At 69.7% G+C, this 25157-nt stretch carries 25 protein-coding genes; 12 read left to right on the forward strand and 13 right to left on the reverse strand.

Annotated elements, in window-relative coordinates; all coding sequences use genetic code 11:
• The first annotated feature begins 129 nt into the window (after positions 1-129).
• Positions 130-852, forward strand: a complete 723-nt coding sequence (locus AZL_RS37545; protein WP_052293753.1) for a methyl-accepting chemotaxis protein — start codon at positions 130-132, stop codon at positions 850-852.
• Between the two features lie 5 nt (positions 853-857).
• Here AZL_RS37545 and AZL_RS22865 read toward each other — a convergent pair whose 3' ends face one another.
• The gene (locus tag AZL_RS22865) at positions 858-1295 is read right to left on the reverse strand and encodes an EamA family transporter (RefSeq protein WP_012976811.1); all 438 of its coding nucleotides are present in this window, start codon (positions 1293-1295) and stop codon (positions 858-860) included.
• A 268-nt stretch (positions 1296-1563) separates the two neighbouring features.
• The gene (locus AZL_RS22870) at positions 1564-2595 is read right to left on the reverse strand and encodes a type II asparaginase (RefSeq protein ID WP_012976812.1); all 1032 of its coding nucleotides are present in this window, start codon (positions 2593-2595) and stop codon (positions 1564-1566) included.
• A gap of 333 nt (positions 2596-2928) precedes the next feature.
• Between AZL_RS22870 and AZL_RS22875 the strand changes: the two genes are divergently transcribed.
• Positions 2929-4638 carry a caspase family protein gene (locus AZL_RS22875; RefSeq protein ID WP_247894457.1) on the forward strand — a complete coding sequence of 570 codons (1710 nt, stop codon included), beginning with the start codon at positions 2929-2931 and terminating at the stop codon, positions 4636-4638.
• 25 nt (positions 4639-4663) lie between these two features.
• Entirely contained in the window at positions 4664-5749 is a 1086-nt protein-coding gene (locus AZL_RS22880; RefSeq protein ID WP_012976814.1) for an FUSC family protein, read from the forward strand.
• A gap of 60 nt (positions 5750-5809) precedes the next feature.
• On the opposite strand, the gene AZL_RS22885 is transcribed toward AZL_RS22880, so the two are convergent.
• The 9 genes from AZL_RS22885 to AZL_RS22925 form a co-directional block, all read right to left on the reverse strand.
• Positions 5810-6055, reverse strand: coding sequence for a hypothetical protein (locus tag AZL_RS22885; protein ID WP_042445088.1), 246 nt, complete (start codon positions 6053-6055; stop codon positions 5810-5812).
• 47 nt (positions 6056-6102) lie between these two features.
• Positions 6103-7110 (reverse strand): type I glyceraldehyde-3-phosphate dehydrogenase, encoded by a 1008-nt coding sequence (gene gap / locus AZL_RS22890; RefSeq protein WP_012976815.1) that lies wholly within the window; start codon positions 7108-7110, stop codon positions 6103-6105.
• A gap of 117 nt (positions 7111-7227) precedes the next feature.
• Positions 7228-7986 (reverse strand): phosphoglycerate kinase, encoded by a 759-nt coding sequence (gene pgk, locus AZL_RS22895; protein WP_012976816.1) that lies wholly within the window; start codon positions 7984-7986, stop codon positions 7228-7230.
• An 80-nt stretch (positions 7987-8066) separates the two neighbouring features.
• A complete protein-coding gene (locus tag AZL_RS22900) occupies positions 8067-9011 on the reverse strand; it encodes a DMT family transporter (protein ID WP_012976817.1) in 945 nt (314 codons plus the stop codon).
• 75 nt (positions 9012-9086) lie between these two features.
• Positions 9087-10313: an acetate/propionate family kinase gene (locus AZL_RS22905; protein ID WP_012976818.1), complete on the reverse strand. Its 1227-nt coding sequence runs from the start codon at positions 10311-10313 to the stop codon at positions 9087-9089.
• A 12-nt stretch (positions 10314-10325) separates the two neighbouring features.
• A complete protein-coding gene (locus AZL_RS22910; RefSeq protein WP_012976819.1) occupies positions 10326-11768 on the reverse strand; it encodes a bifunctional enoyl-CoA hydratase/phosphate acetyltransferase in 1443 nt (480 codons plus the stop codon).
• Between the two features lie 456 nt (positions 11769-12224).
• Positions 12225-13502: a phosphopyruvate hydratase gene (eno, locus tag AZL_RS22915; RefSeq protein WP_012976820.1), complete on the reverse strand. Its 1278-nt coding sequence runs from the start codon at positions 13500-13502 to the stop codon at positions 12225-12227.
• Positions 13503-13574: 72 nt separating this feature from the next.
• Positions 13575-14453 (reverse strand): formate/nitrite transporter family protein, encoded by an 879-nt coding sequence (locus AZL_RS22920; protein WP_042445091.1) that lies wholly within the window; start codon positions 14451-14453, stop codon positions 13575-13577.
• A gap of 284 nt (positions 14454-14737) precedes the next feature.
• Positions 14738-15439 carry a GntR family transcriptional regulator gene (locus tag AZL_RS22925; protein ID WP_012976822.1) on the reverse strand — a complete coding sequence of 234 codons (702 nt, stop codon included), beginning with the start codon at positions 15437-15439 and terminating at the stop codon, positions 14738-14740.
• Between the two features lie 403 nt (positions 15440-15842).
• Here AZL_RS22925 and madL point away from each other — a divergent pair, with 403 nt between their 5' ends.
• From madL to AZL_RS22970, 9 genes are read left to right on the forward strand one after another with little or no spacing between them, the layout of a single operon-like run.
• A complete protein-coding gene (gene madL, locus AZL_RS22930) occupies positions 15843-16262 on the forward strand; it encodes a malonate transporter subunit MadL (protein ID WP_012976823.1) in 420 nt (139 codons plus the stop codon).
• A gap of 10 nt (positions 16263-16272) precedes the next feature.
• Positions 16273-17037, forward strand: a complete 765-nt coding sequence (madM, locus tag AZL_RS22935; RefSeq protein WP_012976824.1) for a malonate transporter subunit MadM — start codon at positions 16273-16275, stop codon at positions 17035-17037.
• 43 nt (positions 17038-17080) lie between these two features.
• On the forward strand, positions 17081-18742 hold the full coding sequence (gene mdcA / locus AZL_RS22940) for a malonate decarboxylase subunit alpha (protein WP_042445094.1): 1662 nt from the start codon (positions 17081-17083) through the stop codon (positions 18740-18742).
• 10 nt (positions 18743-18752) lie between these two features.
• Positions 18753-19088: a malonate decarboxylase acyl carrier protein gene (mdcC, locus tag AZL_RS22945; protein ID WP_012976826.1), complete on the forward strand. Its 336-nt coding sequence runs from the start codon at positions 18753-18755 to the stop codon at positions 19086-19088.
• Complete coding sequence (locus AZL_RS22950; RefSeq protein WP_012976827.1) at positions 19085-19963, forward strand: biotin-independent malonate decarboxylase subunit beta; 879 nt, start codon at positions 19085-19087, stop codon at positions 19961-19963. The genes mdcC and AZL_RS22950 overlap by 4 nt, the downstream gene beginning before the upstream one ends.
• Positions 19964-19966: 3 nt before the next feature.
• On the forward strand, positions 19967-20671 hold the full coding sequence (mdcE, locus tag AZL_RS22955; RefSeq protein WP_012976828.1) for a biotin-independent malonate decarboxylase subunit gamma: 705 nt from the start codon (positions 19967-19969) through the stop codon (positions 20669-20671).
• Position 20672: 1 nt separating this feature from the next.
• A complete protein-coding gene (gene mdcG / locus AZL_RS22960) occupies positions 20673-21371 on the forward strand; it encodes a malonate decarboxylase holo-[acyl-carrier-protein] synthase (RefSeq protein WP_052293754.1) in 699 nt (232 codons plus the stop codon).
• Entirely contained in the window at positions 21368-22225 is an 858-nt protein-coding gene (mdcB, locus tag AZL_RS22965; protein WP_012976830.1) for a triphosphoribosyl-dephospho-CoA synthase MdcB, read from the forward strand. The genes mdcG and mdcB overlap by 4 nt, the downstream gene beginning before the upstream one ends.
• Positions 22222-23151: an ACP S-malonyltransferase gene (locus AZL_RS22970; protein WP_012976831.1), complete on the forward strand. Its 930-nt coding sequence runs from the start codon at positions 22222-22224 to the stop codon at positions 23149-23151. Before mdcB ends, AZL_RS22970 begins: the two co-directional genes overlap by 4 nt.
• Positions 23152-23159: 8 nt before the next feature.
• On the opposite strand, the gene AZL_RS22975 is transcribed toward AZL_RS22970, so the two are convergent.
• Both AZL_RS22975 and AZL_RS22980 read right to left on the reverse strand, forming a co-directional pair.
• Positions 23160-24068, reverse strand: a complete 909-nt coding sequence (locus AZL_RS22975; protein WP_012976832.1) for a DMT family transporter — start codon at positions 24066-24068, stop codon at positions 23160-23162.
• Positions 24065-25117 carry a histone deacetylase family protein gene (locus tag AZL_RS22980; protein WP_012976833.1) on the reverse strand — a complete coding sequence of 351 codons (1053 nt, stop codon included), beginning with the start codon at positions 25115-25117 and terminating at the stop codon, positions 24065-24067. The genes AZL_RS22975 and AZL_RS22980 overlap by 4 nt, the downstream gene beginning before the upstream one ends.
• Between the last annotated feature and the right edge of the window lie 40 nt (positions 25118-25157).

Genomic DNA, 25157 nt, shown 5'->3' on the forward strand with positions numbered 1-25157 from the left:
CTCAAAAGGCAGACGCTCAAAATCAAGAATAGAGTGTCAGAGTCGATAATAAATTTGGGGTTGGGTGCGATGATAAAAGCTTTGTCCCTTGCGGGAAAGACCGTTCTGCTTTGTGGCGGAGGGTTTATATTGCTTGCCTTCTCCACATTCGGTGTCAATGAGCGTCTGCTGACCGGCTACGCCGACCGGATGGCGATGGAGCGGCAGGAAACCAACATGCGCGTCGCCTGGGACGTGCTGAAGCAGTATGGGCAGACGTTCGAGGTGCGTGACGGCAAGCTCTATGCCGGCGACCGCGCCCTGAACGACCTGTTCGAGCCGGTGGACCGGGTCAAGCGGCTGGTGGGCGGCACCGCGACCCTGTTCATGGGCGATCTGCGCATCGCCACCAACCTGCTGGCGCTGAACGCCACCATCGAGGCGGCGCGGGCCGGCGAAGCCGGCAAGGGGTTCGCCGTCGTCGCCGGAGAGGTCAAGACGCTCGCCAACCAGACCGCGAGGGCGACCGACGACATCGCCCGGCAGGTGGCGGAAATCCAGGCGGTGACCGGCGATGCGGTGGAGGCCATCGGCGGCATCGGCCGCACCGTGCTGTCGGTCAGCGATCTCGTGAACCGCATCGCCGCGTCCGCCGACCGGCAGAGCGCCACCACCGCCGACATCGCCCGCTCGGTCCAGCGCGCCGCCGACCGCACGACCGAGGTGTCCGACACCATCGAGGAGGTCTCCCGCTCCGCCCATGAGACCAGCACGATGGCCTCGGAGGTTCGCGCTGCCGCCGATCTCGGCCGGCAGGCGCTCTTCCTGCGCGATCAGGCCGAGGATTTCCTCCGCCACGTCCGCGCGGCTTGAGGGCGTCACCTGAACGCCAGCAGGATCACCCCGGCGGCGATCAGGACGACGCCAAGCCAGTTCGGTGCCGACAGCCTCTCGCCGAGGAACAGGACGCCGAACAGGGCGACCAGCACGACGCTGAGCTTGTCGACCGGCGCCACCTGGGAGGCGGGCCCCAGCTTCAGCGCGCGGAAATAGCACAGCCAGGAGGCACCGGTGGCGAGACCGGACAGCACCAGGAACAGCCATGTCCTGCCCGGCACCGCCGAAGGCGACAGCGACTGACCCGACGCGACGGTGATTCCGATCAGCAGCGCGAAGATGACGGCGGTCCGGATCAGCGTCGCCATGTCGGAGCCGACGCCTTCGACGCCGACCTTGGCGAAGACGGCGGTCAGCGCCGCGAAGCACGCTGACAACAGCGCCCACAGCATCCAGGCGGGAGGCATGCCATCGGTCATTCCGTCCTATCCCTTCCTCGTTTCCGCTTTCCGCCGCGTCAGTCGCCCCAGGGCTTCGGATCCGGCCGGGTGTCCGGCCGCGGCGGGTCGCTGGTGTCCCAGCCCAGCATCAGCAGCAGAACCCATTCCGCCCGGCTGGAGAAGCCATATCGCGGTCCGCTGGCGGAGACCAGCGCGCCGCGGGGAGGGTTGGTGTCGAGGTCGGTTACCGACCGGAAGGGGGCGGGGCGGCCGGGGATGGCGGGCGCCTCCCCCCTCCGGCACCGGGTCAGTAGGTGTAGAACATCTTCTGGATGGCCTTGCTGTCGGTCGTCCTGGTCAGCGCCAGCATCAGCAGGATGCGCGCCTTCTGCGGGTTGAGGGTGTCGCTGGCGATGAAATCCAGCTCGTCGTCGTTGGCCTCGCCATTGCGGGCGACGATGCCGTTGCCGACACGCGACGAGCGGACGATGATCACCCCCTGCTTGCGGGCGTCGATCAGGCCGGGCTTCATCGCGTTCGACAGGCTGCCGTCACCGACGCCGGCATGGATGATGCCCTTGGCTCCCGCCTTCACCAGGGCGTCGAGCGCGGTGCGGTTGTTGTTGGCATAGCCATAGACGATGTCCACCTGCGGCAGGCTGTCGAGGTTGGAGATGTCGAACTCGGCCTCGGCGGTGTGCTTGCGCACGACCTGCCGGTAGAAGTGCGGCTTGTTGTCCTGCATGTAGCCGAGGAAGCCCAGTTCCGGCGTGCGGAAGGTGTCGGCGGTCGAGGTGTTGGTCTTGGTCACGTCGCGGCCGGCGTTGATCTGGTCGTTCAACGCGACCAGCACGCCCTTGCCGACGGCGTCCTTGGAGCCCGCCAGCGTCACCGCGTTGTAGAGGTTGACCGGCCCGTCGGCGCTGATGGCGGTGGAGGGGCGCATGGCGCCGACGATCACCACCGGCTTGGTGCTCTTGACCGTCAGGTTGAGGAAATAGGCGGTTTCCTCGATGGTGTCGGTGCCGTGGGTGATGACGATGCCGTCGACATCCTTCTGGGCCAGCAACTCGTTGACCCGCTTGGCCAGCTTCAGCCAATGCTCGTTGGTCATGTTCTCGCTGGCGATCTGGAAGACCTGCTCGCCCTTGACGTTGGCGACCTTCCTCAGCTCCGGCACCGCTTCGATCAGCTTCTCGACACCGACCTTGGCGGCGGTGTAGCCGACGGTGGTGGTGCTGGTGGCACCGGTGCCGGCGATGGTGCCGCCGGTCGCCAGGATGGTGACGTTGGGCAGCCCGTCATCGGCGAAGGCGGCCGGTGCGGCGGTTCCGCTCATCAGCAGGGCGGCGAGCCCGGCGGCGGCCACGGTGCGGGTCATGCTGCGGGCCATGGAACCTGTCATGGTGCGGGCGGTGGTCTTGAACACGGCGTTCCTCTCCCTTGCGGATTTTTTGGCCGGCTTGCGCCAGCCCTGTGTCAGCGCGCAGTCTGGGCGACCGCATTGAATGTCGTTGGTCAGCCTCATGAACGGTTTGAGAAGCGGATGTGAACGGCCATTCGCAAAGCCGTCGCGTGGCGGCGGCATCGCGCGTGGCATTGCCGGTCTTGCAAGCGCGGGCGTTGCGCGGGCAGAGTGGCGGCAACGCTTCAGATCCGAAGGACACCGGCCGTGAATAACCTGGGACGCACCCTCGCGCTCGCCCTGTCGCTTTTCGCCTGGGTGTCCGGCCCGGGGGAGGCGATGGCGGACCGGCGGGTGGCGCTGGTGCTGGGCAACAGCACCTACCAGTATGCGCCGCGGCTGCCCAACCCGGTCAACGACGCCAAGGCGATGGCGGACTCCCTGCGCACCGCCGGCTTCGAGCTGATCGGTGGAGGGCCGCAGCTCGACCTCGACCGCGCCGGCACCGAACGGGCGATCCGCAGCTTCGGCGCCAAGCTGGCCGGGGCCGATGTCGGGTTGTTCTTCTATGCCGGGCACGGCATGCAGGCGCGGGGAACCAACTATCTGCTGCCGGTCTCCGCCAATCTGGAGAAGGAGGCGGATGTCCGTTACGAGCTGGTCGATATCGCCAGCGTGCTGGATGAGATGGCGCTGGCGGAAAGCCGGCTGAACATCGTCATCCTCGACGCCTGCCGCAACAATCCCTTCGGCGGGCGCGGCCTGCGCGCGGCGTCTCCCGGTCTGGCGCAGATGCAGGCGCCGGCCGGCACCATCATCGCCTATGCGACCCAGCCGGGCGCCGTGGCGGCCGACGGCGCCGGGGCCAACAGCCCCTACACCGAAGCCTTGTCGAAGGCCATGCTGAAGCCGGGGGAGAATGTGTTCGATGTCTTCAACGATGTCGGCATCACGGTGAAACGCGGTTCCGGCGGCGTCCAGCAGCCCTGGGTTTCCGCCTCTCCCATCGAAGGGCGCTTCTATTTCCTGGGGCCGACCACGGTGGTGATGCCGCCGGCGCCGGCCGACGGGGCCGCCACGGCCGGCGCCGCAGCGGGGGCCGACAAGGAGACGCTGTTCTGGGACAGCATCAAGGGCAGCTCCAACCGCGGCCTGTTCGAGGCCTATCTGAAGCAGTTCCCGCAGGGCACCTTCGCCCCCATCGCCGAGGCGCGGATGGCCGAGCTGGGGAGCGAGGCACCGTCCGCCGCGCCCGCCGGTTCGGCCAGCCCGGCGCCGTCCGAACGGGCGCAACTGTCGATCGCGTCACTCGCCGCCCCGCCGGTTCCGACCCCGCCGTCGGCCCTCTCCCCGGCACCGGTCCCGGCACCGGCGGCTCCGGCTCCTCCGCCGGCCCGCCCGGCCCATCCGGTGGACCCGGCATCCATTCCCTATCTCAGCGTCAAGGCGCGCGAGGCGCTGGCGATGTATCCCGGCCTGACCTCGCCCAAGGCTTTGGCGATCTCGGCCAAGGGGAATTACGCCTATTTCTCCAACAGGTCGAACAGCCGGACCGAGGAGGATGTGAAGCGCAGCGCCCTGCAATATTGCCAGTACCGCGCCGAGGAGCCCTGCACCCTCTATGCGGTCGGCGACGAGGTGGTGATGACGGACGCCAAAGACTTCAGGCCGATGCCGGTGGAGATCGTCGGCGCCGGCCGCTTCGATCCCGCGCGGGTCCCCTTCGTCAGCGACCTGACGCGCAAGGTCGGCATGGTGAATTACCAGCGCAACCCCGGCCACAAGGCGCTGGCGGTGACGCTGGCCGGTCGCTGGGGCTCGGTCTGGGACCGCGACAGCGAGGAGGAGGCGAAGACGGCGGCCCTGGAACGCTGCGAGCAGTTGGGCGGCAAGGAGGAGTGCATGCTCTACGCCGTCGACGACACGGTGGTTCTCGACGAGGGACCGGAGGAAGAGGAGGAGGAGCAAGAGGAATGAGCGGGATGGCGGAGAGAGCGGCGGGATGAACGGAGTGCCGGGCGCGGTCGCGCCGTGGACGGTGCGCAACCGGTCCAAGCTGGTGCATGCCCTGCGGATGACCGTCTCGTCCCTGGCGACCTTCGCGCTGGCCAACGCGCTGGATCTGCCGCAAGGCTTCTGGGCGGTGATCACGGCGCTCATCGTCACCCAGAGCAATGTCGGCGGCTCGCTCAAGGCGGCGCTGGACCGGTTCGCCGGATCGCTGGTCGGCGTGGCCTATGGCGGCGCGATCGCCATGCTGATTCCCCACACCGACGGGCTGGCGCGCGCCCTGGCGCTGCTGGCGGCGGTGGCGCCGCTCTCCTATCTGGCGGCGATGTCGGCGGGCTTCCGCATCGCCCCGATCACGGCGATCATCGTGCTGCTGGGCAGTGCCGGGGCAAGCCTCGGGCCGCTCTCCGTCGCGCTCGACCGCATGCTGGAGGTCGGGCTGGGCTGCGCCGTCGGCATCCTGGTGTCGCTGCTGGTGGCGCCGGCCCGCGCCTCGCGCACGGTGCTGGACTCGGCGGCGGCGGTGGCGCGGCTGCTCGCCGATCAGTTGGATGCGCTGGCCGTCGGCGACGACGCTTCCCTGGAGGCACTCGAACGGCTGGTGGTGGGCAGCCGGCGAGCCCTGACCCGGTTGGAGACGCTGGTGGGGGAGGCCGCGCGGGAGCGGCGCAGCCGGCTGGCCGACATGCCGGATCCCGATCCGCTGCTGCGGACGCTGATGCGGCTGCGCAACGATCTGGTGATGCTGCGCCGGGCGGTGGGGCAGCCGCGGTTGGATATCCAGGACCGCGACGTCTGTCCCGACTGGGCACCGGTCGCCGTGGCGGGGGCGGCGAGTTTGCGCGGTCTGGCCGACGCCCTGAGCGCCGGACTGGCGCCCGACCGTTCCACCGCGCTCACCGATGCTCTGGCGACCTATCGCGGCTCCATCGAGCAAACGCGGGCCGAACGGCGGACCCGCGACATGCCGACCGACTGGCTGTGGCGGATGTTCGGCACCGGCTTCGCGCTGGAGCAGTTCCACCGCGATCTGGACGATCTCGTCGAGCGGACGGCGGATTTCGCCGGGCATCGGTAACGCGAAAGGGCCGGCACCCCGAGGATGCCGGCCCTGACCGTTTCAACCTGCCGATTTTTGTCAGCGGTCGCCCAGATCATGCTCGATCTCGGTCACCAGCCGTTCGGCGCAGCGCAGGGCCTGGCGGCGGTCGGCCTCGCTCATCCCCTGCATGGGATCGGACTGGGCCGGGAAGGACTCCGACCGGCAGAGGCGCCGGCCCGATGCGCAGACCATCACCTCATAGTGGCGGCTGTCCTCGTTGAACAGGCACTCGGACTCGAAACCCTTGGCGTCGGTTTCCGTCCATATGACCGTCTTGCTCATCGTCCGGCTCCTTCTGGTCTGGGTCGGGCTGATCCGGGTTGGTCGCCTTATTTGGCGTTCGCCATCGCGACGGCGGTGTCGGCCATGCGGTTGGAGAAGCCCCACTCGTTATCGTACCACGCCATGACGCGGACGAAATTGCCGTCGATGACCTTTGTTTCCGTCAGGGCGAAGGTCGAGCTGTGCGCGTCGTGGTTGAAGTCCGACGATACCAGATCCTCGGTGTAGGCGCCCAGCACGCCCTTCAGCGGGCCGTTGGCGGCGTCGGCGATCGCCTTGGTGATCTCCTCGACCGAGGTGGCGCGCTTGGCGGTGAACTTGAAATCGACGACCGACACGTTCGGCGTCGGCACCCGCATGGCGGTGCCGTCCAGCTTGCCCTTCAGCTCCGGCAGGACCTTGCCGACCGCCTTGGCCGCACCGGTCGAGGTCGGGATCATGTTCAGGGCCGCCGCGCGGGCGCGGTGGAGGTCCTTGTGGTTGGTGTCGACGATCCGCTGGTCACCCGTGTAGGAGTGGATCGTGGTCATGAAGCCCTTTTCGATGCCGACCAGATTGTTCAGCACGAAGGCCACCGGGGCCAGGCAATTGGTGGTGCAGGACGCGTTGGAGACGATCTTGTGCTCGGCGGTCAGCTTGTCGTGGTTGACGCCATAGACGACGGTGATGTCCTCGTCGGTGGCCGGGGCCGAGATCAGCACCTTCTGCGCGCCGGCTTCCAGATGCTTGGCGGCGTCGGCCCGCTTGGTGAAGATGCCCGAGCATTCCATGGCGATCTCGACGCCGAGATCCTTCCACGGCAGCTTGGCCGGGTCACGCTCCTGGACGACCTTGATCGAATGGCCGTTGACGATCAGGACGCCGTCTCCGGTCTCGATGGTGCCGGGGAAGCGGCCATGGACGCTGTCGTACTTCAGCAGGTGCGCGTTCGCCTTCAGATCGGCCAGGTCGTTGATCGCCACGACCTCCACGTCCTTGCGGCCGCTCTCGTAGATGGCGCGCAGAACCAGACGGCCGATGCGGCCAAAACCGTTGATCGCTACCCGTACAGCCATGATGTGCTCCAGTCTTTTCGTTTCGGTCCCGTACCGATGGCATGGAGACCTTGAGTTAACCCGTGAAAGCGGGGTTCGACCCGCGGGGGTTCGCAAATTTGGTGGAGAGGACGGCCGTCAGGCCGGTACCGCCCGCGGCGACATCGCGTCGAGCCAGGACGGCAGGGCGTCGCGGGTGCTCAGCTCGCTGAAGCGGCTTTCCACGCCGGCCGATGCCAGGGCGACGATGGTGTCGTCGCCCGCCGCCACCGATTGCAGGCCGGCGTCGCGGGTGCGCCGGGCGATCAGCCAGGCCAGCGCGTTGGTGCCGCCGTCGAACGGGGCGATCTCATAAACGCCGAGGGGGCCGGTCCAGACGACGGTGCGCGCGGCCTCGACGCAGGCGGTCAGCCGCGCCACGGTCGCCGGGCCGATGTCGACCACCATATCCTCGGGCCCGATGGCGGCGCAGGGGACGACGCGGTCCTCCGCTCCCTTGCGCGCCTCGGTCGCCACCACCGCATCGACCGGCAGCAGAACCTCGCAGCCGCAGGCCTTGGCCCGGTCCAGCAGCTTGCGGGCCTCGTCGATCAACGCGTGATCGCACAGCGAGGCGCCCATGTCGGTGCCGGTCGCGGCGAGCAGGCTGTTGGCGATGCCGCCGCCGAGCGCCAGCACATCGACCCGCGTCACCAGCCGCCGCAGCAGCTCCAGCTTGGCGGACAGGCCGGTGCCGCCGACGATGGCGCAGACCGCATGGGCGGGCTGTGCCGCCTTGTGCGCCGGGATCGGCGGATGGGGGCGGTCGGGGCCGGCGGCGTCGCGGCCGCCGGTGATCAGGTGCAGCCGGCCGGTCAGGCGGGGAGCCGGGGTGCGGTGGACATCGGTCGTGACCATGATGCCTGTCCTTTCCTTCGAACGAATCTCGGTGTCTGTTTCGCGCTGTGTCTGTTTCGCGCTGTTCGGGCCGGGGCCGCTCAGGCGGTCCTGACCGGCCCGGCGCCGCGCGGCGCCTCCGGGCGGGCGGGGGCGGCCCCGCGCCGGGTCTCGCGGTAGAGGATCAGCAGGCCGCTGCCGATGACCACCGCGGCGCCGACCAGCACATGCGGGGCCGGAACATCGCCCCAGACCAGCCAGCCGAGGATCGTCGCATAGATCAGGCTGGCATAGCTGAAGGGGCCGACCACCACCGCCCGGGCCAGCGAATAGGCCCGTGTGCTGAAATACTGCGCCCCGCCGCCGGCGATTCCCATCCCCGCCATCAGGAGCAGCCCATGCCCGTCCGGCATGGTCCAGCCGAAGGGCAAGGCCAGCGCGCTGAGCAGGGTGGAGATGACGGTGAAATAGAAGACCGTGGTCACCGGCCGTTCGGTGCGGCCGAGCTGGCGCATGGCGATCATCGCCAGCGCGTAGCTGACGGCGGCGGTCAGAGCCACCATCGCGCCGCGGTCGATCATGTCGGGACCGGGCTGCACCATGATCAGCACGCCGGCGAAGCCGACCACCACGGCGCCCCAGCGGAACGGACCGACCCGTTCGCCCAGCAGCGGCACCGACAGCGCGGTCAGGAACAACGGGGCGGAATAGGAGATCGCCACGGCGTTGGCCAGCGGCATCAGGTGGTAGGCCCAGAACAGCAGCACCATGGAGGCGAGGCCGACGATGGCCCGCCACAGATGCCCCAGCCGATGGTCGGTGCGCAGGCAGCTCCGCCCGCCCGCCGCGGCGACCATGGCGACCGCCGGCAGCAGGGCGAACAGGTTGCGGAAGAAGGTGACCTCGCCCAGCGGATAGGTCTCCGCCAGGATCTTGGCCAGCGCGTTCATGATGGTCATCAGCACCATCGCCAGCAGCATCGACAGGATGCCGAGCCGGACATTCTCCGGCGGTTTGATGACGGCGCTTGTGGGGACCTGTTCCATGATGCCTTCTTCCTTACCGGGAAGGTCTCCCTCTCCCCCCTGGGGAGAGGGGATTCTCCGGGCGGGAGAGGACGTTTAAGCCGCCCGGCTCACCTGCGCCGCGGCGATGACGCCCAGCGTGTGGCGGGCGATCATCCGTTCCTCGTCGGTCGGGATGATGAAGACCGGCACCCGGCTGTCCTGGGCCGAGATGCGGGTCGCCTTGGCCCGGTTGGCCGCCGGGTCGATGGCGACGCCGAGCCAGGCCAGCTTCTCCGCCACCCGCGCGCGGACCAGGGTGGAGTTCTCCCCCACACCGGCGGTGAAGACCACCGCGTCCAGCCCGCCCATCGAGCCGGCCAGCGCCGCCACCTGCTTGGCGACAGTGTGGCAGAACAGCTCCACCGCCTCGGCCGCCGCCGGCAGGTCGGAATTCTCCAGGTCGCGCATGTCGTTGGAGATGCCCGACACGCCCAGCATGCCCGACTTGTGGTAGAGCAGCTTTTCCAGCTCGTCGGCGCCGTAGCCCTTCTCGCGCATCAGATAGATCAGCACGCCGGGATCGATGGCGCCCGGCCGGGTGCCCATCGGCACGCCGTCCAGTGCGGTGAAGCCCATGGTGGTGTCGACGCTGTGCCCGCCGCGCATGGCGCACAGGCTGGCGCCGCTGCCGAGATGGCAGACCACCACATGGGCGTCGGCCAGCTCCGGCGCCACCTGGGGCAGGCGGTGGGCGATATATTCGTAGCTCAGCCCGTGGAAGCCGTAGCGGCGGATGCCCTTCGCCGTCAGCTCGCGCGGGATGGCGAAGGTCTGCGACTGCCAGGGCTGGGTCTGGTGGAAGGCGGTGTCGAAGCAGGCGACCTGCGGCAGCGACGGATAGACCTCCGCCAGCGCCCGCATGGCGGCGATGTTGTGCGGCTCGTGCAGGGGAGCGAGCGGGATCAGCTCCTCCAGCTGGTCGAGCACCGCCGCGGTGACGCGGACGGGGGCGGAGAAGCGGGTGCCGCCATGGACGACGCGATGGCCGGCGGCCACCAGCGTGGCGCCCTTCAGCGTGCCGCCGATCCAGTCGAGCAGATGGTGGAGAAGCTTCGGACGGCCGGGATTCTCCCCGTCGGCCCAGCTGTGGTCGGCGATCTTGTTGCGGGAGGCGTCCTTGGCCTCGAAGCGGGGGGCGGTGCCGATGCCGGAGATCTGGCCGGTGACGACCGGCGCCAGCTCGGCGGCGCTGCCACCCTGGAAGACGCAGAATTTCAGGCTGGAGGACCCCGCATTGATGACGAGGCAGGCGTCCTCGCTGGAGTTTGACAGTGCGACCATGACGATTACGTCCTATTCGGCGGCCAGCGCGAGCTTCGGCTGGCGTTTCGCGGCGGCGACCAGCGAGGCGACCGCGCAGGAGGCGAGGCGCGCCCGCACATTGTCGGCGCGGCTGGTGAGGATGACCGGGACCTTGGCGCCGAGCACGATGCCGGCGAGGTCGGCGTTGGCCAGGAAGGACAGCTGCTTGACCAGCATGTTGCCGGCCTCCAGATCGGGGGCGAGCAGGATGTCGGGCTGGCCGGCGACCGGGGAGGTGATGCCCTTGGTGCGCGCCGCCTCGGCGGAGATGGCGTTGTCGAAGGCCAGCGGGCCGTCGAGGATGCCGCCGGTGATCTGGCCGCGGTCGGCCATCTTGCACAGGGCGGCCGCTTCCAGCGTGGTGTTGATCTTCGGGTTGATCGTCTCGACCGCCGACAGGATGGCGACGCGCGGGGTGGCGACGCCCAGCACCTTGGCGAGATCGATGGCGTTCTGGACGATGTGGACCTTGTCCTCCAGCGTCGGATAGATGTTGATCGCCGCGTCGGTGATCAGCAGCGTCTTGGAGTATGTGGGCACATTCATCAGGAAGACGTGGCTGATCCGGCTGGCGGTGCGCAGGCCGGTCTCCTTCTTCACCACCTCGCCCATCAGCTCGTCGGTGTGCAGGCTGCCCTTCATCACCGCCTCGGCCTCGCCGTTGCGGGCCAGCGCCACGGCGGACGCGGCGGCGGCGCGGCTGTGGGCGGCGTCGACGATGCGGTAGCGGGCGATGTCGAGCCCGTTCGCCGCCGCGACCTTGCGGATGACGGCTTCCGGCCCGACCAGGATGGGGTCGATCAGCCCGGCCTCGGCGGCCTCGACGGCGCCCTGGAGGGAGCTGGCGTCGCAGGGATAGGCGACGGCGGTGACGACCGGCGGCAACTCGTCGCATTTGGCGAGCAGGGCGTCATGCTTGTCGTGGCGGATCATCTGGATCTGCGGCAGCTCATGCGCCGGACGGACCACCTTCTGGGTCGGAGCGACCACCTCGGCGGTGCCCAGAACCACGACCTCGCCATCCTGGTTGGTGCAGACGCAGTCGAAGACGACGATGTTCTTGGCCGGACGCTTCTCGGTGACGGTGACGGTGGCGGTGACGATGTCGCCCAAGCCCACCGGGCGGCGGAATTGCAGGCTCTGGCCGGCATAGAGCGAGCCGGCGCCCGGCAGATAGGTGCCCAGCACGCCGGAGATCAGCGAGCCCGTCCACATGCCGGGGCCGATCACCTTCTGGAACCGGCTGTCGGCGGCGAATTTCGGGTCGAGATGGGCCGGGTTGATGTTGCCCGACACGGTGGCGAACAGCTCCACATCCATCAGGGTGAGCTGGCGCGACAGGCTGGCCGTCTGGCCGATCTGGATTTCTTCGAAGGTCACATTCTCGACCACGGCGCAGGCGCCATTGCCGGAAACTTCACCATTGGCACGCATTTCTAAACACTCCGGTTGACCGGGTCGAGCGAGCGGCCCGTTTGGCGGTCCGATGGGGCGGCGTCGGGAAGAGGACGAACAGTAAAACCCGTCCAGATGCGTCGCCCGTTTTGCGCCAGCCTTGTCCGCTGCGCCGGGAACCAAAGATATATTAATATATTAAATGTGCGCCGCAACATGGAACCAGTGGAAACTCCCCGTCCTGACACTATGCCGCAGGGGGCCGTAGAGGTGTCCCATGGGGCCGCGGTGGTCCGGCGGGGCTTCCCCCTCCCCCCGGGGAGAGACGGGAGGAGGGGGGTACTACGGCGGGGCGTCCCAAGAGAAAGCGGCGCCCGCCGCCCGTCCGTGAAGTCCCTTCAGGTGCGATCCGTCCGGTCGTGATCGCCTCTCCGGGGGCGGGAGAGGACGAGGCGGGCGGGCCGCCGGGCAGGGGACTTCAGGAGCTCGGGAAACTCAGGCCTTGAGAATGCCGCGTCCGGCGAAGCGGGCGGCGACGCCGAGCTGCTCCTCGATGCGGATCAGCTGGTTGTACTTGGCGAGGCGGTCGGAGCGGCTGAGCGAGCCGGTCTTGATCTGGCCGCAGTTGGTGGCGACGGCGAGGTCGGCGATGGTGCTGTCCTCGGTTTCGCCCGAGCGGTGCGACAGGACGGCGGTGTAGCCGGCCTTGTGCGCCATGTCGACGGCTTCCAGCGTCTCCGACAGCGTGCCGATCTGGTTGACCTTCACCAGGATCGAGTTGGCGACGCCCTGGCGGATGCCCTGGGCCAGGCGCTTGGGGTTGGTGACGAACAGGTCGTCGCCGACCAACTGCACCTTGTCGCCGATGGCGTCGGTCAGCGCCTTCCAGCCTTCCCAATCATCCTCGGCCATGCCGTCCTCGATCGAGATGATCGGGTAGCGCCCGGCCAGATCGGTCCAGTAGGCGACCATCTGTTCCGGCGACAGCGACTTGCCTTCGCCGGCCAGCTCATACTTGCCGTTCTTGAAGAATTCGGTGGAGGCGGCGTCGATGGCGAGCATCACGTCGTCACCCGGCTTGTAGCCGGCGGCCTCGATCGCCTTCATGACGAAGCCGAGCGCGTCGTCGGTGGAGGCCAGGTTGGGGGCGAAGCCGCCCTCGTCGCCGACATTGGTGTTGTGGCCGGCGTCCTTCAGCTTCTTCTTCAGCGACTGGAAGATTTCCGAGCCCATGCGGATGGCGTCGGCGCCGGTCTCGGCCCCCACCGGCATGATCATGAATTCCTGGATGTCGATCGGGTTGTCGGCATGGGCGCCGCCGTTGATGATGTTCATCATCGGCACCGGCAGCAGCGAGGCGAAGGCGCCGCCGACATAGCGGTAGAGCGGCAGGCCGGCATCCTCGGCGGCGGCGCGGGCGACCGCCAGCGAAACGCCAAGGATGGCGTTGGCGCCGAGCCGACCCTTGTTCTCGGTCCCGTCCAGCTCGATCATGGCGAGATCGATGGCGCGCTGGTCGTCGGCCTCGAAGCCGGCGAGCGTGTCGTAGATCTCGCCGTTGACGGCCTCGACCGCCTTCAGCACGCCCTTGCCGCCGTAGCGGCCCTTGTCGCCGTCGCGAAGCTCGACCGCCTCATGGGCGCCGGTGGAGGCGCCCGACGGCACCGCGGCGCGGCCGAAGGCGCCGCTGTCCAGCGCGACGTCCACTTCCACGGTCGGGTTGCCGCGGCTGTCAAGGATTTCGCGGGCGTGAATCTCGGTGATGACGCTCATGGGAAGGGATGTCCCGTGTCTTGAGGAATGGTGATTTGCGGGGTTCGGTCGGAAGCGCTGTCGGCGGAGCGCTCAGCGCAGCTTGGGGCGCCGGTAGATGAACCAGTAGACGGCGCCCACCATCACCGCCCCGCCGATCCAATTGCCGAGCGTGACGGCGACGAGGTTGACCAGATACTGGCCGACCGGGATGACGGGTGCCGCGCGGCCGAGGTCGTGCCAGAAGCTGTCCGGCGCGCCCCATTCGATCAGCAGGCCGAGCGGGACGAAATACATGTTGGCGACGCAGTGCTCGAAGCCGGCGGCGACGAAGGCGGCGACCGGGAAGGTGATCGCCAGGATCTTGTCGCCGACGCTGCGCGCGCCGAGCGCCAGCCAGACGGCGAGGCAGACCAGCACATTGCACAGGATGGCCAGGAAGAAGGCCTGGGTCGTCGGCAGCGAGCTTTTCGCCACCGCGAAATACAGCGCCGAGGCGCCGACCGCGCCATGGCCGAAGGTGTATTGGCCGGAGAGGAAGACCAGCAGCGCTGTGCCGGCGGCGCCGACGAAATTGCCGATCCACACCGTGGTCCACACCCGCATCATCTCGCGGGCATGCAGCCGGCCGCTGGCCCAGGCCATCACCATCAGCGCGTCGCCGGTGAAGAGCTGCGCGCCGCCGATGATGACCAGGATCAGCCCCATCGAAAAGACCAGCCCGCCCAGCAGCCGGGTCAGGCCGTAGGGCAGCATGCCTTCGGCGCCCGACATGGTGACGGTGGCGAACAGCCCGCCCAGCGCGATGAAGGCGCCGGCCAGGACCGCCAGGGCGAACAGGGTGGGGGTGTCGTAATGGGCCTTCTTGACACCGAGATTCTCGGCGGCAAGCGCGATGGCATCGGGCATCAACGCGTCGAGAGTCTGCGGCGTCGGCTGGCTCCAGCCCACATCCTTGCTGTCCATGTTCATCGGTCGATGTCCTCGCTGCCGCGCGGTGTCGCGGCCCATCGGCGGCGGCTTTCGCGTCCGCCATGTAGCTTTACTACATACTCCCGTCGGGAGGCCGCTGGCAAGGGCACCGCCTGAGCAATTCCGTCGCAGGGGGCGTTGCGGCAAAATTGGGGCAAGCATAGGAAAACAAGGGATTTACAGGAGGGTGCGCCGTCACTCTTGCGCTGGTTGCGCTTCTGTAGTGTTGCTACATCATGACCGTCCGGAGACAGTGGCGTGTCAGGCCGGCATCTGGCCGGCAGTCAGGGCAAATCGAGGTCCTGGATGTAGCGGGTCAGCGCGCAGCTGGCGTTCAGCATGTGGGCGCGCATGCGGCGGGCGGCCTCCCCGCCATCGCCGCGCGCCATGGCGTCGAGGATGGCGCCATGTTCGGCGTGCGAGGTCTCCAGCCGGTTGCCATGGCGGAGCTGGGTGCGGCGGAAGGCGGCGAGGCGGGCGCGGATGCCGACCGCCTGCTCCGCCATGAAGTGGTTGTGGGTGGCCTGATAGATCGCCTCGTGGAAGCGGCGGTTGAAATCGTCATAGGCGCCGAGATCGCCGCCCCGCACCATCTCCGCCGAGGACTCGTGCATGGTCTGCAACCGGCTGCGTTCCATCGGCGTGATGCGGTAGGTGGCGAGACGGACGCACATCGCCTCCATCTCCGCCGTGGTTTCGAACATGTCCATGATGCGCTCGGCCGTCATGGTGGCGACGACCACGCCGCGGCGCGGCCGCACCTCCACCATGCCGGTGGTGGCGAGCTGGCGCAGCGCCTCGCGCACCGGGGTGCGCGAGGCGCCGAAGCGCTGGCCGATCTGCTGTTCGTCGAGCGGCGTGCCCGGCTTCAGCCGGCCGGTCGCGATCTCGTCGGCCAGGGCGACCCGGATCACGTCGGACAGCAGGCTCTTACCGTCGTCGGTCACGTCCCGCTCAGGGGGTTCCGCTGGCTGAATGGCATCCATCTGCGTACATGACCATGTCTGATTGCCCAGCCGTGTATGCGCACATACCGGCATCATCGCGGATCAGTATACGGAAACCCGATAAACGGTCAAAATTATGTTTTCAGGCCCCGGCGCGCATGATATGTATGCGCAACAGTAGCGGCGGCTGATCAAAAAATACGAAAGACCCAATCCTCGGCTGGTGCGCATACATGAATCGCGCGGCACCGCCCGCTCTGGGAACCATCGTCGGCCGCCGTCGTGACGCGTATCCGGTTCGACCCCGCTGCCAGTCCAGCCTTGGGCCGCCGGGCCGCATGAAACGACGAAATGGGGAAGCGCACATGACGGGCCGACATAATCCGCCAATTCCAATTCCGCCAACCGCCGCCGCGGCCTCCGCCACGGGGGAGGTGGCGCCATGGTGATCTTCGGCACCGCCCTGCTGGCGGCCTGCTATCTGCTGGGCGTCCTGCTCGGCGACATCCTGGGATCGCTGATCGGGGTCAAGGCCAATGTCGGCGGCGTCGGCATCGCCATGATGCTGCTGATGGCCGCCCAGTACCACATGCGCAAGCGCGGGCTGCTGCGGCCGGAGACCGAGAGGGGCATCACCTTCTGGGCGATGATGTATATCCCGGTGGTGGTCGCCATGGCCGCCACCCAGAATGTCATCGTCGCCGTCAAGGGCGGTCCGATCGCCCTGCTGGCCGCTCTCGGCTCGGTCGCGTTGTGCGCCTGCGTCATCTCGCTGATCAACCGCGCGATCCAGCGCACCGGTGCGGCCGCCGCCTGGCAAGCCGGCCGGCAGGCCGGCACCGCCGGCGCCGATCTCGAATAAGGGGGCCGCGATGCTCGAAAAATTCATGCATGAGATCGCGGACAACCAGCTGGTCGCCGCCTTCGCCATCGTCGGCATCATCGTCTGGCTCTCCAATTTCCTGGCCCGCCGCCTGACCGGCGGCCGGGTGCACGGTTCCGCCATCGCGGTGCTGGCCGGGCTGGCGCTCGCCTATTGGGGCGGGCTGGTCACCGGCAAGACCAAGGGCCTGGCCGACCTGACCCTGTTCAGCGGGCTGGCGCTGATGGGGGGCGCGATGATGCGCGACTTCTGCATCGTCGCCACCGCCAGCGAGGTGCAGATCGACGAGGCGCGCAAGGCCGGCTGGCTCGGCTTCATCGCCCTGTTCCTCGGCACCGTGCTGCCCTTCATCGTCGGCGTCGCCGTCGCCATGGCCTTCGGCTACACCGACCCGGTGGCGCTGACCACCATCGGCGCCGGCGCCATCACCTACATCGTCGGCCCGGTGACCGGGGCGGCCATCGGCGCCAGCTCCGACGTCATCGCGCTCAGCATCGCCACCGGCGTGGTCAAGGCGATCCTGGTGATGATCTTCACGCCGGTCCTGGCCGGCTTCATGCGGCTGGACAACCCGCAGGCGGCGATGGTGTTCGGCGGATTGGCCGGCACGGTCAGCGGCGTCAGCGCCGGGCTGGCGGCGACCGACCGGCGGCTGGTGCCCTATGGCGCGCTGGTCGCCACCTTCCACACCGGCCTGGGCTGCCTGATGGGGCCGTCCGTGCTGTTCCTGGCGATCAAGGCGGTCGCCGGCTGAATTGACCCCGCTGATTTGACTGGGCTGATCGCGAACCAACGTGATGAAGGAAGCTGACACCATGCGCGACTGGAACCTGCGGGGGCGCAACCGCGACGCCCGGCTGGCCCGCGCCGCCGGGCTGACCGAAGGAAAGCGTGTCGCCGCCGCCAACGCGAGCGCCCTGCTCGAAGCGGTGCTGGAGCCGGAGGACCGCGTCTGCCTGGAGGGCAACAACCAGAAGCAGGCCGATTTCCTCGCCCGCAGCCTGGCCTCGGTCGATCCGGCGCGGGTGAACGGCCTGCACATGGTGCAGTCGGTGCTGGCCCTGCCGGAGCATCTCGACGTTTTCGAACGCGGCATCGCGTCGAAGCTCGACTTCTCCTTCTCCGGCCCGCAGGGGGCGCGGCTGGCGCGCATGGTGGCGGACGGGCGGATCGCCATCGGCGCCATCCACACCTATCTGGAGCTGTTCGGCCGCTATTTCGTCGATCTGACGCCGCGCGTCAGCCTCGTCGCCGCCCAGGCGGCGGACGCCGCCGGCAACCTCTACACCGGTCCCAACACCGAGGACACGCCGGTCATCGTCGAGGCGACCGCCTTCAAGCGCGGCATCGTCATCGCCCAAGTCAACGAGCTGGTGGAGACGGTTCCGCGCGTCGACATCCCCGGCGGCTGGGTCGATTTCGTCATCCAGAGCCCGACGCCGCACTATATCGAGCCGCTGTTCACCCGCGATCCGGCGCAGATCTCGGAAATCCAGGTGCTGATGGCGATGATGGCCATCAAGGGCATCTATGCCGAATACGGCATCCAGCGGCTGAACCACGGCATCGGTTTCGACACCGCCGCCATCGAGCTGCTGCTGCCGACCTATGCGGAGTCGCTGGGGCTGAAGGGGAGGATCTGCCGGCATTGGGCGCTGAACCCGCACCCGGCGCTGATCCCCGCCATCGAGGCCGGCTTCGTCGAAAGCGTCCATTCCTTCGGCTCGGAGCTGGGGATGGAGGCCTATATCCGCGAACGGCCGGACGTGTTCTTCACCGGGTCCGACGGCAACATGCGGTCCAACCGGGCGATGTGCCAGGCCGCCGGCCACTATGCCTGCGACCTGTTCATCGGCTCGACCTTGCAGATCGACCTCGCCGGCAACAGCTCCACCGCCACGCTGGGACGCATCGCCGGCTTCGGCGGCGCGCCCAACATGGGGGCCGACGCCCGCGGACGCCGCCATGCCAGCCCGGCCTGGCTGAAGGCCGGACGGGAGGCGCGCGAGGGCGGCGGGCAGATGCCGCGCGGCCAGAAGCTGGTCGTCCAGATGGTCGAGACCTTCCGCGAGCACATGCAGCCGGCCTTCGTCGAGCGGCTCGACGCCTGGGAATTGGCGGAGAGCGCCGGCATGGAGCTGCCGCCGGTGATGATCTATGGCGAGGACGTCACCCACATCCTGACGGAGGAGGGCATCGCCAACCTGCTGCTCTGCCGGACGGCGGAGGAGCGGGAACAGGCGATCCGCGGCGTCGCCGGCTATACCCCGGTCGGGCGCGGGCGCGACCGCCGCATGGTGGAGAACCTCCGCGACCGTGGCGTCATCCGCCGTCCGGAGGATCTGGGCATCGACAAGCGGCTGGCGACCCGCGACCTGCTGGCCGCGCGGTCGATCAAGGATCTGGTGCGCGCATCGGGCGGCCTGTACGACCCGCCCAAGCGCTTCCGCAACTGGTGAGCGGCATCCCATGGAAACCCTGACTTTCGAATATCGCGGCGGCCGGCCTCTCAACACTGGGCCCGCGCTGTCCCCACCCCCCTCGGTGCTGGTCGGCGTCGTCGGGTCCGGCAATCTGGAGGTGCTGGTCGAAGCCGCACCGCTCGGCGGCCTCTGCCGCATCGAGATCCAGACGGCGGCGGTCGGCTTCGGCGCGACGTGGCGGGCGGTGATGGACGACGTCTTCGCCCGCCATCCGCTGGCCGATGTCCGCATCTCCATCAACGATGTCGGCGCCACGCCGGCCGTGGTCGGCCTGCGGCTGGACCAGGCGCTGGACGCCTTCGCCGGGGGAGCCCAACCATGAGCCGCAGCTATTACGAGGACAGCGCCCGTGGCCGTCTCGCCGGGCTGCTCGACGCCGGAAGCTTCGCCGAGATCCTGCCGCCGACCGAACGGGTGGTCAGCCCGCATCTGCGCCAGCTCGACACGCCGGCCGCCTTCGACGACGGCATCATCGTCGGCGAGGGGCGGCTGGCGGGGCGCCGGGTGCTGGTCGCCGCCCAGGAAGGCGGCTTCATGGGCGGTGCCGTCGGCGAGGTGCATGGCGCCAAGCTGACCGGCCTGCTGGAACGCGCGCTCGACAGCCGTCCGGACGGCGTGCTGCTGCTGGTCGAATCCGGCGGTGTCCGGCTGCATGAGGCCAATGCCGGGCTGATCGCGGTGTCGGAGGTGATGCGCGCGGTGCTGGCGGTGCGGGCGGCCGGCATCCCGGTGATCGTGCTGGACGGCGGCACCTTCGGCTGTTTCGGCGGCATGGGCATCGTGTCGCGCCTGTGCGACGCGGTGGTGATGAGCGAGGAGGGCCGCCTCGGCCTGTCCGGCCCCGAGGTGATCGAGACCACCATGGGGGTGGAGGAGTTCGACAGCCGCGACCGCGCCCTGGTCTGGCGCACCGTCGGCGGCAAGCACCGCTATCTGTTGGGCGAGGCGGCGACGCTGGTCGAGGATGATGTCGCCGCCTTCCGCGCCGAGGCATTGGCCCTGCTGGACAGCAAGCCCGACCTGTCGCTGGCGGCGCTGGAGGCGGAGCATGCGGCGTTCGGCCGCCGGCTGGAGCGGTTCGGCGATTGCCGCGACGCGCTCGACATCTGGGAGCGGCTGGGGGTGGAGGAGCCGGAACGGCTGCCGCTCCTCGACACCGCCGGCTTCCTCGCCACCGTCCGCGACCGGAGGGCCTGAGTTATGGATTTGACCACTCTTCTTGACCGGCTGTTCCCGGACGGGCACGGCATCGCTGTGGATGGCGTCCATTTCGACGGCTGCGGCCGGGTTTCCGGCACCGACGTGGCGGTGATCGGCACCCTCGACAACACGCCGATCGGCATCGAACTGGCCTTCCGCATGGCCGGCGCGGTGCTGGAGGTGGTGCGCCGCCATCCCGGCCGTCCGATCCTGCTGCTGGTCGACACCCAGGGCCAGCGGCTGAGCCATCGCGACGAGCTGCTGGGCATCAACGGCTATATGGCGCATCTGGCCAAATGCATCGATCTGGCCCGGCGCAACGGCCACCGGGTGCTGGGGCTGGTCCATGGGCAGGCGGTCAGCGGCGGCTTCCTCGCCACCAGCCTGTTCGCCGACCGCTGCTACGCCCTGCCCGACGCCGAGATCCGGGTGATGAACCTGCCGGCGATGTCCCGCGTCACCAAGATCCCGCTGGAGCGGCTGACGGAGCTGAGCGCCTCCTCCCCGGTCTTCGCGCCGGGTGTGGAGAATTACCGCCGGATGGGCGCCATCACCGCCTTGTGGGAGGGCGATCTCGCCGCCCGCCTTGCCGAGGCGCTGGCGGAGCCGACCGACGGCGATCCGCGCCGGGCGCTCGGCGAGGAGCGCGGCGGGCGGCGGTTGGCCCGCCAGGTGGCCGACCGGGTGCGGCGGGATGCCGTCTGAGATGGCCGGCTGGCCGCGCCATGGCTGGGTCCGTCTGGGAGAGGGCTGGGCGGCTGGCCTGCGCTGCCCGCCGGACGAGGCTGGGCTGGACGAGGTTGGGCTGGACAAGGCTGGGCTGGACAAGGCGGCGCGGGCGGAGGTCGGGGACTGGTGCCGGGCCGGGCGGCCTTTGGTGATCGCGCGCGGCCGGCCCGGCGACGGGGTGGGCGCGCTTCGGCTGGGGCTGGCCACGCCCGACAAGCGGCGCATCGGCCTGCATGTCGGTACCGACGCCGTGGCCGAGCGCCGGCCGCCGCTGCCGCTCGCCGAGACGGCCGGGTCGGCGCCGGAGGGGTGGCGGCCGATGCTGGGCGATCTGGCGCGGCGGGCGCTGGATCTGGATGCTCCGGCGGCGGTCTATGGCTCGCTGGCATGGCAGCACCAAACCGGCCTGCGCTATGTCCGCCCGGACTCCGATATCGACCTGCTGTTCACCCCATCCGGCCGGCGGTCATTGGAGCGGGTGCTGGCGCTGTTGGCGGAGGCCGGTGACGGGACGCCGCGCCTGGACGGCGAGATCCTGCTGCCGGACGGGGCGGCGGTCGCGTGGCGGGAATTGGCCGGGCGGCCCGCCCGCCTGCTGGTGAAGGGCCCGGCGGCAGTGGAATTGCGCGATCTTTCGGCGGTGCTGGCGCTGTTCGAGCGCGAGGAGGCCGCATGATCCGCCAGGGCGCCGCGCTTTCCGCCGGCCCGCTCGCCGCGACGGTCGGGCGCACGGCGGTCCGCGCCCTGTATGCCGAGCTGGCGCTGCATCCCAAGCCGGGGCTGGTCAGCCCGCTCGACAGCGGCAGCCATGACGACATGGACATGGGCACCTTCCTGCGCAGCCTGTTCGCCCTGCGCGGCTATTTCCGCACCATCGCCGCCGCCGGAACGGAGGGCGCCGGCTTCGCCACGCTGCGCGACCTCGGCATCGCCGCCGAACGGCGGATGCTGGCGGCGACCGGCGGCATCAACACCCATCGCGGCGCGGTGTTCGGCATCGGCTTCCTCGCGGCGGCGGCGGGGTGGCGGATGCGGCGGGGCCTGACGCTGCGGGACGACGCGCTGGGCGCGACCGTCGCCGATCTCTGGGGGGCGGAGATTCTGGCCGCCGCCCCGCGGGCTCCCGACAGCCATGGCGCGCTGGCGGTGCGGCGCCATGGCGCCCGTGGCGCCCGGCAGGAGGCGGCGGCGGGTTTTCCCACCCTGTTCACCATCGCGCTGCCGGCGCTGGAGCGCGCCCTGGCCGAGGGCGCCGATGCGGAGCGGGCGCTGGTGCAGACCCTGTTCACCCTGATGGCGGAGTTGGAGGACACCAACCTGCTGCATCGCGGCGGCCCCGCCGGGTTGGCCTTCGTCCGGGGGGAGGCGCGCCGCTTTCTCGACCGTGGCGGGGTGTTCCGGACACGGTGGCGGGCCCAGGCGCTGACCCTGCACCGGGCCTGCGTCGCCCGCCGCCTGTCGCCCGGCGGCAGCGCCGACATGCTGGCGGCGGCGCATTTCGTCCATGCCCTGCGGGAGGGCTGGTCATGAGCCTGGGCATTCTCTGTTCCGGCCAGGGCGGGCAGGGACCGGACATGCTGGACCCGCTGCGGCGGGAGCCGGCGGCGCAGGCGGTGCTGGACCGGGCCACCAAGGTCATGGGGCGGGACCCGCGCACCCTGGTCGCCGGGCCGGAGGCGGAGATGCGGCGCAACGCCCTCGCCCAGCCGCTGCTCTGCGCCGTCCAGGCGGCGGTCTGGGCGGCGTTGCGCCCGTTGCTGCCGGCGCCGCGGGCGGTGGCCGGCTACAGCCTGGGGGAGCTGTCGGCCTACCATGTCGCCGGCGCGCTCGACGTGGAGGAGCTCTTGCGGCTGGCCATCCGCCGGGCCGAGGCGATGGACCGCGCCGACCCCGAGCCGGGCGGGCTGCTGGCCGTGCGCGGGCTGGACCGGGCACGGCTGGAGGCGGTCTGCCGCGACTTCGATACCGATATCGCCCTTGGCATCGCCATCGAGAATGGCGCCGACCGCATGGTGATCGGCGGTCACCGGACGGCGCTGGCGGCGGTGGAGCGGGCGGTGCTGGCGCTCGGCGCCTCGACCACCGCTTTGCCGGTCACGGTCGCCTCGCACACCCGGCTGATGGCGCCCGCCGCCGTGGAGTTCGGCCCGGTCCTGGCGGCGAGCGGGCTTGCGGCTCCATCCCTGCCGGTGCTGGCCGGCATCGATGGCACCCCGGTCTACACGCGCGAACGCGCGGTGACGGCGCTGACCCGCCAGATGACGGAGACGGTCGCCTGGGCCGCCTGCCTGGACGGGCTGCTGGAAATGGGCTGCACCGTCCTGCTGGAGACCGGCCCCGGCAACGCCCTGGCCCGCATGGCGGCGGAGCGACACCCCGGCCTCGCCGTTCGCGCCCTGGCCGATTTCCGCAGCCCGTCGGGTGCCGCCGCCTGGGTGGAGCGGCAGCTCGGGTGATCGAACCGTCAGCGCCGGGCCGGCTTCGGACCCAGAACGCAGGCGACGGCGGCCAGGATCAGCACCAGCGCCCCGGCCAGCCGTGGCGTCACCGGGTCGCCGAGAAGCAGCACCGCGCCGCCGACGCCCACCACCGGGATCAGCAGGGTGCTGACCGCCGCCTCTCCCACCGTCAGGCGGCGGACGGTGACGTACCACAGCGCCTGCGCCACGCAGATCGAACAGACGATGTGCCAGGCGAAGCCGGCCCACACCGCGGCGTGAAGATCGGCCAGCGCCGGCCGCGCCTCCGTCGCCGCCAGGGCGACCATCGGCAGGGCGCAGAGCACATATTGCCAGCCGGTGATCACCATCGGGTGGGTGCGCCATACCCGCCGCTTCATCACGATGGTGCCGAGCGCCCAGGCCATCGCCGCCACCAGCATCACCGCCGGCCCCGCCAGGGCGGCGGGCGGTGCCGACAGCGCCTCCGGCCCCATCAGCACCAGGAGGCCGGTCAGCCCGCAGGCCAGCCCGATGATCTGGCGCGGCCCCGGCCGTTCGCCCAGCAGCGGGATCGCGAGCAGCATCGCCCACACCGGCATGGTGAAGGCGATGATCGCCGCCTGCGAGGTCGCCATCAGGCTCTGGCCCAGCGCGGTGCACAGGTTGAAGACCAGCACGTTGCACAGCCCCGCCGCCGCCAGCGCCGGCCATTCCGCCCGCTCCACCCGCAGCCGGTGCCCGGCCAGACGCGCCGCCCCCAGCAGCAGCACCGCCCCGGCGGTAAAGCCGATGGCGCGCAGGCTGAAGATCGGCATCTGCGTCAGGATCGTCTTCACCGCCGGCCAGTTCAGGCCCCAGAACAGGCTGATGGTGGCGATCAGCAGATATTTGACCGGATCGCGGCCAGCGCCGCCGCCGGCTGTGGCGGTCATGCCGTCGCCTTGCCTTCAAACCCATCCAGGAAGCTCGACAGGTTGGCCGACAAATCGTCGATGGCGTAGCCGCCCTCCTGCACCAGCACCGTCGGCAGGCCGGCGGCGGCGATCAGCGCGCCCATGCGGGCGAAGCCCGGCGTGGTGACGCCGAAGGCGGCCAGCGGGTCGCCGATGAAGGTGTCGAAGCCGAGCGAGACGAACAGCATCTCCGGGGCGAAGCGGCGGATCGCGTCCAGCCCCTTGCCGATGGTCGCCAGCACCGTCGCCTCGTCGCTGCCGATCGGCAGCGGCAGGTTCAGGGTGTAGCCCTCGCCGCGCCCGACGCCGCGCTCCTGGGCATAGCCGGCCATGTGCGGATAGAACTCCGCCGGGTCGCCATGGACCGAGACGAAGAAGACGTCGTCGCGGTCATAGAAGATGTCCTGCGTGCCGTTGCCGTGATGCACGTCCACATCGATGATGGCGACCCGCGCCCGCCGCCCCTGGGCGCGCAGCAGCGGCAGCGCCGATTCCGCCGCGACCGCGACATGGTTCAGATAGCAGAAGCCGCCGGCCATATCGCGGGTGGCATGGTGTCCCGGCGGGCGGCACAGGGCATAGGCCGCGCCGCCGGCGCCGGTGGCGACCAGCTTGGCCGCGTGGATGGCGGCGTTCGACGCGGCGCAGGTGGCGGCCCAGGTGCCCTCGCCGATCGGGCAGGCGGTATCGAACATGTGCCAGCCCGCCTGCCCGACGATGCCGGTCGGGTAGTTGGGGGCGGCCTGCATGCGGTGGACGTTGGGCAGCACCACGTCGCCCATGTCGCCCGCCGCCAGCCAACGGGCATGCGCGGTTTCCAGGAAGGCGAGATAGGCGGGGGTGTGCACGGCGGCGCGCGGCGCGGGGCCGTAATCGTCGGGCAGGATCAGGGTTTCGCCACGGCTTTCGATCAACGAGGCCAGCGCGCCGACCCGTTCCGGCTTTTCCGGCAGGGCGCGCAGCAGGCCCTTGTTGAAATAGGTGGCGGGGCGATGCAGGGCGGCGTCGGGGTGATGGACGAACTTCATGGGGGGAGACTCCGTGGGAGATCTTCTCCCTCTCCCGTCC

The sequence above is a fragment of the Azospirillum sp. B510 genome (genome assembly GCF_000010725.1).
In the GTDB taxonomy this organism is placed as follows: Bacteria; Pseudomonadota; Alphaproteobacteria; order Azospirillales; family Azospirillaceae; genus Azospirillum; species Azospirillum lipoferum_B.

Excerpts from the sequence above, each read along its gene's own strand:
- AZL_RS22865 (WP_012976811.1), bottom strand. The coding sequence starts at position 1,295 with ATGACCGATGGCATGCCTCCCGCCTGGATGCTGTGGGCGCTGTTGTCA.
- AZL_RS22870 (WP_012976812.1), bottom strand. The coding sequence starts at position 2,595 with ATGAGCGGAACCGCCGCACCGGCCGCCTTCGCCGATGACGGGCTGCCC.
- AZL_RS22880 (WP_012976814.1), top strand. The coding sequence starts at position 4,664 with ATGAACGGAGTGCCGGGCGCGGTCGCGCCGTGGACGGTGCGCAACCGG.
- AZL_RS22885 (WP_042445088.1), bottom strand. The coding sequence starts at position 6,055 with ATGAGCAAGACGGTCATATGGACGGAAACCGACGCCAAGGGTTTCGAG.
- gap (WP_012976815.1), bottom strand. The coding sequence starts at position 7,110 with ATGGCTGTACGGGTAGCGATCAACGGTTTTGGCCGCATCGGCCGTCTG.
- pgk (WP_012976816.1), bottom strand. The coding sequence starts at position 7,986 with ATGGTCACGACCGATGTCCACCGCACCCCGGCTCCCCGCCTGACCGGC.
- AZL_RS22900 (WP_012976817.1), bottom strand. The coding sequence starts at position 9,011 with ATGGAACAGGTCCCCACAAGCGCCGTCATCAAACCGCCGGAGAATGTC.
- AZL_RS22905 (WP_012976818.1), bottom strand. The coding sequence starts at position 10,313 with ATGGTCGCACTGTCAAACTCCAGCGAGGACGCCTGCCTCGTCATCAAT.
- AZL_RS22910 (WP_012976819.1), bottom strand. The coding sequence starts at position 11,768 with ATGCGTGCCAATGGTGAAGTTTCCGGCAATGGCGCCTGCGCCGTGGTC.
- eno (WP_012976820.1), bottom strand. The coding sequence starts at position 13,502 with ATGAGCGTCATCACCGAGATTCACGCCCGCGAAATCCTTGACAGCCGC.
- AZL_RS22920 (WP_042445091.1), bottom strand. The coding sequence starts at position 14,453 with ATGAACATGGACAGCAAGGATGTGGGCTGGAGCCAGCCGACGCCGCAG.
- AZL_RS22925 (WP_012976822.1), bottom strand. The coding sequence starts at position 15,439 with ATGGATGCCATTCAGCCAGCGGAACCCCCTGAGCGGGACGTGACCGAC.
- madL (WP_012976823.1), top strand. The coding sequence starts at position 15,843 with ATGGTGATCTTCGGCACCGCCCTGCTGGCGGCCTGCTATCTGCTGGGC.
- madM (WP_012976824.1), top strand. The coding sequence starts at position 16,273 with ATGCTCGAAAAATTCATGCATGAGATCGCGGACAACCAGCTGGTCGCC.
- mdcA (WP_042445094.1), top strand. The coding sequence starts at position 17,081 with ATGAAGGAAGCTGACACCATGCGCGACTGGAACCTGCGGGGGCGCAAC.
- mdcC (WP_012976826.1), top strand. The coding sequence starts at position 18,753 with ATGGAAACCCTGACTTTCGAATATCGCGGCGGCCGGCCTCTCAACACT.
- AZL_RS22950 (WP_012976827.1), top strand. The coding sequence starts at position 19,085 with ATGAGCCGCAGCTATTACGAGGACAGCGCCCGTGGCCGTCTCGCCGGG.
- mdcE (WP_012976828.1), top strand. The coding sequence starts at position 19,967 with ATGGATTTGACCACTCTTCTTGACCGGCTGTTCCCGGACGGGCACGGC.
- mdcG (WP_052293754.1), top strand. The coding sequence starts at position 20,673 with ATGGCCGGCTGGCCGCGCCATGGCTGGGTCCGTCTGGGAGAGGGCTGG.
- mdcB (WP_012976830.1), top strand. The coding sequence starts at position 21,368 with ATGATCCGCCAGGGCGCCGCGCTTTCCGCCGGCCCGCTCGCCGCGACG.
- AZL_RS22970 (WP_012976831.1), top strand. The coding sequence starts at position 22,222 with ATGAGCCTGGGCATTCTCTGTTCCGGCCAGGGCGGGCAGGGACCGGAC.
- AZL_RS22975 (WP_012976832.1), bottom strand. The coding sequence starts at position 24,068 with ATGACCGCCACAGCCGGCGGCGGCGCTGGCCGCGATCCGGTCAAATAT.
- AZL_RS22980 (WP_012976833.1), bottom strand. The coding sequence starts at position 25,117 with ATGAAGTTCGTCCATCACCCCGACGCCGCCCTGCATCGCCCCGCCACC.